Origin of the sequence: Aquidulcibacter sp., assembly GCF_049239865.1 — a bacterium.
GTDB lineage: Bacteria > Pseudomonadota > Alphaproteobacteria > Caulobacterales > Aquidulcibacteraceae > Aquidulcibacter.
Window position 1 is genome coordinate 1 of sequence record NZ_JBMLTR010000066.1, and the last position, 7,488, is coordinate 7,488.

Consider the following 7,488-nt stretch of genomic DNA (forward strand, 5'->3'; position numbering starts at 1 on the left):
GCTGGGCTTGCGAGGAGAAGAAGGCTGGGCCAAGAAAACATGCAAACAAACCTAGTCTAGCTTGCTTTCAACAGCGAGTAGTTTTGACCGCGCGGCCAACCTCTTCTAACGACAAATTGATGATGGACTTGTTGCTTTCACTCGACCTTGCGACCGATCGCGATACGCGCGACTTAGGCGCGCGCTTGGCCAAAGTGGTACAAGCTGGCGATTGCTTGGCACTGCGGGGCGATTTAGGCGCTGGCAAAACCTCTCTCGCGCGCGGGCTGATCTCTACCTATCTCGACAGCGACACCGAAGTTCCAAGCCCGACTTTTACACTGGTCCAGCGGTATCAGCCGGATCCCGACGAGCAGCCAGACGCGCCGGAACTGCTACATTTCGACCTCTATCGCCTTGAAGACCCCGAAGATGTCTGGGAATTGGGCTGGGAAGAGCTTGACGAGGTCATCAGCTTGGTTGAATGGCCAGATAAAGCGGGGCCACATCTGTCACCCCGACACCTCGACATCCACATCATCATTATTGGTGATCATCGCCGCGCCCATGTCTCGGCCTCGCCGACGACGAACTGGAAATCTCGCCTGCATGACTTCTAACTCTCCCACGCTTGAAGCCACCCGATTTGAGGCGGCGATCGCTTCAGCTTTGCATGAGGCAGGCTTTGGCCAAGCGGATCGGCAAAAATTTGACCAAGATGCCTCGACCCGCTCCTACGAGCGCTTGAGCCATGATGGCCGGACCGCCATTTTGATGAAAGCCCCGCCGGGCAATGAAGATGGGCCTTGCCCGCCCGGCGCGGATGAAGTGAGCCGCAAAGCCCTAGGCTGGAATGCGCTGTCGCGCTTAGCTGCTTCCCGCGTGGAGGCTTTTGTCGCCGTCGGCAATCACTTGCGCAGCCACGGCTTCTCCGCGCCCGATACTTTGGCCGTGAATGCGCCCGTAGGTGTTGCCGTCGTAGAGGATTTGGGCGACGATCTTTATGCGCGGGTCATTGCCGAGGGCCGCGCGGACGAGGTCGAGCTTTATCATGTGGCTGGTGAAGCGCTGGCGGCCCTGCATCAGACCCCCATTCCACAGAGCCTACCCTCGCCCATGGGTCCTTGGCCCATCCTTGATTTTGACGCGATTGCCCTGCGTGAAAATGCAAACTTATTTGTCGACTGGACGCCGCGCTTCCTAGGCCTTGATGGATTTAGTGCCGACGCCCGTGCCGAATGGGCTGACATTCGCGATACCTTGATTGGCGAAATCCTGACCCATCCGCGCGCTTTCACCTTGCGCGACTATCATGCTGAAAACATCCTCTGGCTTCCAGAGCGGGAAGGGATAGCGCGGGTTGGTCTGCTCGACTTCCAAGACGCCGTGCACGGCTATCGCGCGTGGGACTTTGCCATGCTGCTGCATGATGCGCGACGGGACGTAACCGCCGCAGCCTATGAAGCCACCATTCGTGCTTATTTGGACGCGACTGGATCTGAACGGGCACCCTTTGATGAAGAACTGGCCATTCAGGGCGCGATTAACGCGCTGCGCATTCTAGGCATCTTCTCGCGTCTGGTTGGGCGCGACGGGAAACAGCGCTATCGCCAATTCATGCCGCGTGAAGCAGGGCACTTGGCCCAAGTCCTAACCCACCCGCGCCTGAAGCACATGCAAAGCTGGGTAGAGCGCTATGTGCCGCTACAGGCATTCACGCAGGCGCAAGCCGAATGAGCGCGATGCCAACCCACGCCATGGTGTTTGCGGCAGGGCTTGGTACGCGGATGCGGCCCTTGACCAATGATCGCCCGAAGGCCTTGGTTGACGTCGATGGCCGTTGCCTGGTTGACCATATGCTCGACCGGCTGGCCGAAGCAGGCGTGGGCACGGCAGTCGTCAATAGCTTTCATTTTGCTGATAAACTGGTCGCCCATTTAGCCCCGCGCAGCACTGGCGCGCCAAAGCTGATCTTTTCGCGCGAAGATGAATTAGCTGAGCCCCTGGAAACCGAAGGCGGCCTCGTTTACGCCCTCGACCACTTTCCAGATGGGCCGCTTCTGACCTGCAATGCGGACGCACTCTGGCTGGACGACACCGCGATCAAGCGGATGGCAGGAGCCTTTGACCCGGAACGCATGGATGGCCTGCTTCTATTGGCGCGATTGGATGAAGCTTTAGGATTCGACGGTCCGGGCGACTTCTTTATGGATGAAGCGGGCCGACTGACGCGTCGTGGCGAGGCGCCGAGCGCGCCTTACGCCTATGCTGGGGTACAGATCACGACTAAAGCAAAGTTTGACGGCAAGTCCGCCACTAAGCGGTCGCTCGCCCGTACATGGTTTGACGAATGGAGCCCGAAGGGTCGCCTTTATGGCCTCGTACTCGACGGGCCTTGGCTGCATGTCGGTGACCCACAAGCCCGTTTGGACGCAGAAGCCAAACTTCAGGCGCTGCGCGCATCCACACAAGCATAAAGCGCTTGGATCAGGCGGCCGGCGCGCTCATCCCCGAGTAAGGCTGGGGTTTGCTTGTTCATGACATAGGCTGCTGATAGGCGTTTGGCCGGATCGCCGAAACCGCCAGAACCGCCCCAGCCTGAATGGCCTAGAGTTTCCGGGTTACTGCCATAGCGGAGATTGGAATTGCGCATAACGCCTGCGGCCCATTCGATCTCATAAGGCAAGACCAAATCAAGGCCTCGGATGCGGGGCTTCGTGAAGTCCGCCATGGTTTCTGGCGAAATGATCTGATGGCTGCCGATTTTGCCGTTATTGGCAAAGACGCCATACAAGGTGGCAACAGATCGCGCGGTGCCGTGACCATTGGCGGAAGGAATTTCTGCCAGTCGCCAAGCTGCACCCCCTCGATTAGGCGAGGCCCAAGGCGTCATAAACGCAATTCGACGGGCTTCCGAGATTTCGCCCAACTCTGCCATGGCTTTAGGGCGGCTCATTTCAGCGCAGCGCCCGTGATGGATTTCGGGCAGCCCAATCCAAAAGTCGATGTCCAAAGGCTCACACACATCAACGCGCAATTGCGTACCAAGGCTGGTGCCGTGTGCGCGCTGAGCCAGTTCGCCCGCGATATAGCCATAGGTCAGAGGGTGATAACCGCTGGCCGTTGTCGGCTCCCACATTGGCGCGACATGGGCCAAGGCTTCTGCCAAAGCAGGCGGATTCAGCCAAAGGTCTGGATCAATCGGGTCCGGGAAACCAGGTACGCCTGCCTGATGCGACAAGGCTTGTGCCAAGGTCACTTCTTTGCCATGCTCGGTAAACTCCGGCCAAAGCCAGCCAATCGGATCGTCAAAATTCAACAGGCCCTGATCCTGAAGGCGGGCAATGACCATGGCGGCAATTGGCTTGGTGGTTGAATAGACGGGCACCAAGGTTTCGCGAGTCCAGCTTTGTGTTTTGGCGCGGTCCATATGACCACCGACCAAATCAACGACGACTTCACCCTCTAAGATGGCGCAGAAACCCGCCCCCAGCTCAAGGCCTTCTTCGAAGTTCAAGTTGAAAGCATCTAAAACAGGCTCAAAGCCCGGCGCAACATAAGGCGAAACCAGATCAGTCATGACCCCATTTGGACCCTTCAACTCAGTTGGGTCAAGGCCAAGGGCTCAGCCCGCCACGCTTCATCGCCAGCCGCAATGATTGGCAATTCTTGCGCACCCCACTCTTGCGCGCGCTGAACGGTGTAGGACACACCAGCCAAAGCCAAGCCCATGGCCTGTGGCGCTGTTTGACCGTCAATCAAATGGGCAAGAAACATCGTCGCCATCAGGTCTCCCGTGCCTTTGGGAGGCTGGGCAGCTTTCGCGTGTGTCGCAAGCCAAGCGCGGCTTCCATCGACCAGCATGCCACCAATTTCCCCATTCCGCTCAACCGATGAGATCAAGGACGGCCGACCCAAAGCTGTGGCGGCATAATGGATTCGCTGGAGATCCTTTGGCGAAGTTTGCGTCAGATAACCCAATTCCCACAAATTGGGCGTGAGAAAATCCGCGCGGGGCACCAAATGCTCCGCCAATGCATCCGCCACGCCCTGCCCAACATAGAGCCCACCCGGCGCATCACCCAAAACAGGGTCGACCATAATGATGGCTTTGGGGTTGGCGGTTTTGACGGCATCAATGGCCCGGGCGGCAATCTGGACTTGCTCTGCGCTGGCAAAATAGTCGGTGAGGACGCCATCGACTGCCGCAAATAGCCCATTGGCCGCGATGCCTTCCAGCATGCCAGCAAACAATTCAGGGCTGACTGGCCCGCCACCGGGCGGCCCCCAACCGGGATGTCGACCTAGAAGGGTCGTCGGCACATGCACCGGATCAATCTTCATGGGCGATTGAGCCAAAGCGAGGCTTGCCAAGGTGCCACCCACCCGGCTTCCCGCGACATGTGAACCAAGAATCAGCACCAAAGGCATGGTCCGCTCTTTACGCCACGGGGCTGCTTGTGGCTAGAAGAAGCCAAACCCGATTTGAAAGGCTTCTCATGACCGCTCCCCAGGCCCGTCCCCGCCGCAGTGTGCTTTATATGCCCGGTGCCAATGCCAAAGCTCTGGAAAAGGCCAAGAGCTTGCCCGCCGATGCGGTCATCCTTGATCTGGAAGATGCCGTTGCCCCCGACGGAAAGGATGAAGCACGCGCTGCGGTAGCGGCGATTGTGAAAGCAGGCGGCTATGGCAAGCGGGAAGTGATTATCCGCGTCAACAGCCTGACCTCGCCTTGGGGTCCGCAAGATTTGGAAGCCGCCGTCGCAGCAGGTCCAGATGGCATCTTGTTCCCCAAAATCTCCTCTGCCGACGAAGTCCTCGCTGCCAGCGAAGCCATGGACGCCTTAGGTGCCGCTCCCGCCATGAGCCTCTGGGCGATGATTGAGACGCCGCGGGCTATCCTTGAGATTGCCTCGATTGCTGCGTCCAGCACCTCAACGCGCTTGGCCGCCTTTGTCATGGGTACCAATGATCTTGCTAAGGAAACCCGCGCCCGGCAGACCGCCGACCGCGCACCGTTCCACTTTGCCCTTGCAGCCAGCGTCACCGCTGCACGGCTCTATAATCTCGCGGTGATTGATGGCGTCTACAATGACATAGCCAACACCGAAGGCTTTGAAGCCATTTGCTGGCAGGGGCTGGAATTCGGCTTTGACGGCAAGACCTTGATCCACCCAAGCCAGATTGAGACCTGCAACCGCGTGTTTGCGCCCGATGAGGCTGAAGTAGCCCATGCGCGCGCCGTCATTGCAGCCTTCTTGGACCCCGCCAATGCGGGCAAAGGCGTGTTGAAAGTCGATGGAAAAATGACTGAGCTCTTGCATCGCGATATGGCCGAGCAAACCGTCGCCATCGCCGATGCAATTGCTGCTATGGCTTCTTAATACCAAGGCTTGCCAGCCACGCGTTAAACTGTGTGGCCTGTTCGGCGGTTAAGACCGGAGCTGTTCCAACACTGCCGGTCAGCAGCCAGACTTGTTTGCCGCTAAGCGCCAAAACGCTGGCACCAGCGCGGGCTAATCGGGACGATTCCACGCCCTTAACTAAGGCAGGGTGGGTGAATTCGCGCTCGAGCCAGAAGCCGTTTGCGCCGTCCTGTAGCGAGCGCAGTTTGCGGGTCGCGGACGGTCCTGCCACAGCTGGTTGGCCAGCACTTTGCCAAAGGTCGAAGAATTTGGTCTCCCCGCCCTCTGAATTGGCGGCTCGCCGGATCACAGCACGGTGCAGTGTTGCTGCACGTACATCCGCCAAAGCTTCGCTGGTTCGGACCGTACCCTTGAATTGAAGCCAGACGACTTCATTGGCCCGGGGGGCCAAAGCCGTAACGGCAGGAGACGCGGCGGCTCCTAAGTCACTGGTGTTCGTGACGGCTTCTGCTTTCGAGCAGGCCGACAAGAAGGCAAATGGGGCGGAGAGGAGGAGCGTGCGTCGTTGGATCATGGCTTTGATACGCAGGCCAGCATCAATCGGTTGCAGCCCCTCAGTCTAGGCCACATCGGTTTCTGCAATTGTCCAAGTTTCAAGATGGGCGGCTTGGTCCCACGCGGCAAAGTCCGGGTCTTGGAAAATCGCTTCGCACCAAGCTTGCAGCGCCGCCGAGACTGGAACTCGATAGGTGCGGAACCGGGTCGCAACCGGAGCATAAAAGGCGTCAACAATCGTGCGATGACCCATGATGAAAGGACTGTCAGTGCTGCCAAAGCGGCTTTTCAAACCACACAATAAATCGTCAATCCGCTGTACTTGGGCTTGCGCCGTCTCGGACCATTCATGACCCGCCTTCACCCGCTTTAAATTCATCGGGAAGGTCTGTCGCACAGCGGCAAAGCCTGAGTGCATTTCGCATGTGGCCGAACGGGCTAGGGCGCGCGCGACCGCATCCTTTGGCCAAAGGCCTGCGTCTGGAGCTTGCTCATGGGCCCATTCACAAATCGATAGCGTGTCCCAAATCTTCTCGCCATCTGGAAGTTCCAACACAGGCACCGTGCCGGATGGGCTTACTGCGACGATGTCTGGATTTAGACCCATCCCGCGCGGCCCCAAAGGAATGATCCGCTCTTCAAAAGCAATTCCAGCCCATTTCAAAGCAAGCCAAGGCCGCATCGACCAGCTGGAGTAATTCTTATTGCCAATGGTTAGGATCGGCAGAGCCATGGGACCAGTCCTTTGTGGGCGTTAGATTTTAGATCGTGCGGGGTGGATAGCCAGCTGCCACCAGCGCATCGATGATTTCTTGCGTGTGCCGCGAGTCGCGGGTTTCCATCAGAATATCAAATTCCGCGCCTTTAGCCGGGACATCTAGGGCCAAGCGATTGTGAGCAACTTCGAGAATATTGCCACCCAGATCGCCAATCACCTTCGACACCACAGCCAACAGTCCCGGACGATCATCACCGATAATCCGGAGACTGACGATCCGCTTTTCGCGTACCAAAGCCCGCGTTAGCACCGAGGCCAGAAGGCGTGAATCGATATTGCCGCCGCACAGCACGATGCCGACCTTCTTGCCACTAAAGCGCTGAGGGTGCGCCAGCAGGGCCGCAAGGCCAGCTGCCCCTGCCCCTTCGGCAACGGTTTTTTCGACATTGCAGAACAACGTGATCGCTTGTTCCAAGTCATCCTCATCGACGATCAAAACGTCGCGCACCAATTCTTTGGCAATTTCAAAGCCCAAGCGGCCTGCCTGCTTCACAGCAATGCCTTCAGCAATGGTTTGGCCACCACACAAGGGCCCCGGCTCCTTGCCTGCCAACTCGGCATGCATGGAAGGGAACATGCGCGTCTGCACGCCCACCACTTCAATATCGTTCTTCATCGCACGGGCGGCAACGGCGATCCCACCGATCAAGCCACCGCCACCAATGGGCACAATTAGGGTTTCGAGTTGTGGCGCATCTTCCAGCATTTCAATGCCGATCGTGCCTTGCCCTGAAATCACGTCCGCATCGTCATACGGATGGACAAAGGTCAGGCCTTCGCGATCTTTGAGCTGATAAGCGAAAGTCGTGG

General features: G+C 58.2%; 9 protein-coding genes. 4 read left to right on the plus strand and 5 right to left on the minus strand.

Annotation, left to right across the window (positions count from 1 at the left end; genetic code table 11):
* Window positions 1-119: 119 nt before the first annotated feature.
* From tsaE to ACOVRA_RS04705, 3 genes are read left to right on the plus strand one after another with little or no spacing between them, the layout of a single operon-like run.
* Window positions 120-599 (plus strand): tRNA (adenosine(37)-N6)-threonylcarbamoyltransferase complex ATPase subunit type 1 TsaE, encoded by a 480-nt coding sequence (tsaE, locus tag ACOVRA_RS04695; RefSeq protein WP_421719289.1) that lies wholly within the window; start codon window positions 120-122, stop codon window positions 597-599.
* Entirely contained in the window at window positions 589-1,716 is a 1,128-nt protein-coding gene (locus tag ACOVRA_RS04700; protein WP_421719290.1) for an aminoglycoside phosphotransferase family protein, read from the plus strand. The genes tsaE and ACOVRA_RS04700 overlap by 11 nt, the downstream gene beginning before the upstream one ends.
* Window positions 1,713-2,456, plus strand: a complete 744-nt coding sequence (locus tag ACOVRA_RS04705; RefSeq protein ID WP_421719291.1) for a nucleotidyltransferase family protein — start codon at window positions 1,713-1,715, stop codon at window positions 2,454-2,456. Before ACOVRA_RS04700 ends, ACOVRA_RS04705 begins: the two co-directional genes overlap by 4 nt.
* Here the strand turns inward: ACOVRA_RS04705 and ACOVRA_RS04710 are convergent.
* Together ACOVRA_RS04710 and ACOVRA_RS04715 are read right to left on the minus strand one after the other, a co-directional pair.
* On the minus strand, window positions 2,426-3,559 hold the full coding sequence (locus ACOVRA_RS04710) for a serine hydrolase domain-containing protein (RefSeq protein ID WP_421719292.1): 1,134 nt from the start codon (window positions 3,557-3,559) through the stop codon (window positions 2,426-2,428). The two genes, ACOVRA_RS04705 and ACOVRA_RS04710, sit on opposite strands and share 31 nt — an antisense overlap.
* A 17-nt stretch (window positions 3,560-3,576) precedes the next feature.
* Window positions 3,577-4,410, minus strand: coding sequence for a bifunctional hydroxymethylpyrimidine kinase/phosphomethylpyrimidine kinase (locus tag ACOVRA_RS04715; RefSeq protein WP_298226985.1), 834 nt, complete (start codon window positions 4,408-4,410; stop codon window positions 3,577-3,579).
* A 68-nt stretch (window positions 4,411-4,478) separates the two neighbouring features.
* Here ACOVRA_RS04715 and ACOVRA_RS04720 point away from each other — a divergent pair, with 68 nt between their 5' ends.
* The gene (locus ACOVRA_RS04720) at window positions 4,479-5,363 is read left to right on the plus strand and encodes an HpcH/HpaI aldolase/citrate lyase family protein (RefSeq protein ID WP_421719293.1); all 885 of its coding nucleotides are present in this window, start codon (window positions 4,479-4,481) and stop codon (window positions 5,361-5,363) included.
* Here ACOVRA_RS04720 and ACOVRA_RS04725 read toward each other — a convergent pair.
* The 3 genes from ACOVRA_RS04725 to ACOVRA_RS04735 all read right to left on the minus strand — a co-directional run.
* Window positions 5,350-5,919: a hypothetical protein gene (locus ACOVRA_RS04725; RefSeq protein WP_421719294.1), complete on the minus strand. Its 570-nt coding sequence runs from the start codon at window positions 5,917-5,919 to the stop codon at window positions 5,350-5,352. The two genes, ACOVRA_RS04720 and ACOVRA_RS04725, sit on opposite strands and share 14 nt — an antisense overlap.
* Window positions 5,920-5,964: 45 nt before the next feature.
* Window positions 5,965-6,633 (minus strand): glutathione S-transferase family protein, encoded by a 669-nt coding sequence (locus ACOVRA_RS04730; RefSeq protein ID WP_421719295.1) that lies wholly within the window; start codon window positions 6,631-6,633, stop codon window positions 5,965-5,967.
* A 28-nt stretch (window positions 6,634-6,661) separates the two neighbouring features.
* Window positions 6,662-7,488 (minus strand): pyridoxal-phosphate dependent enzyme (locus tag ACOVRA_RS04735; protein ID WP_421719296.1); only part of this gene is annotated, 827 nt, incomplete at its 5' end.

Bases quoted from the DNA above. Each gene is read 5' to 3' on its own strand.
- ACOVRA_RS04710 (WP_421719292.1), bottom strand. From the start codon at position 3,559: ATGACTGATCTGGTTTCGCCTTATGTTGCGCCGGGCTTTGAGCCTGTT.
- ACOVRA_RS04705 (WP_421719291.1), top strand. From the start codon at position 1,713: ATGAGCGCGATGCCAACCCACGCCATGGTGTTTGCGGCAGGGCTTGGT.
- ACOVRA_RS04720 (WP_421719293.1), top strand. From the start codon at position 4,479: ATGACCGCTCCCCAGGCCCGTCCCCGCCGCAGTGTGCTTTATATGCCC.
- ACOVRA_RS04730 (WP_421719295.1), bottom strand. From the start codon at position 6,633: ATGGCTCTGCCGATCCTAACCATTGGCAATAAGAATTACTCCAGCTGG.
- ACOVRA_RS04725 (WP_421719294.1), bottom strand. From the start codon at position 5,919: ATGATCCAACGACGCACGCTCCTCCTCTCCGCCCCATTTGCCTTCTTG.
- ACOVRA_RS04700 (WP_421719290.1), top strand. From the start codon at position 589: ATGACTTCTAACTCTCCCACGCTTGAAGCCACCCGATTTGAGGCGGCG.
- tsaE (WP_421719289.1), top strand. From the start codon at position 120: ATGATGGACTTGTTGCTTTCACTCGACCTTGCGACCGATCGCGATACG.
- ACOVRA_RS04715 (WP_298226985.1), bottom strand. From the start codon at position 4,410: ATGCCTTTGGTGCTGATTCTTGGTTCACATGTCGCGGGAAGCCGGGTG.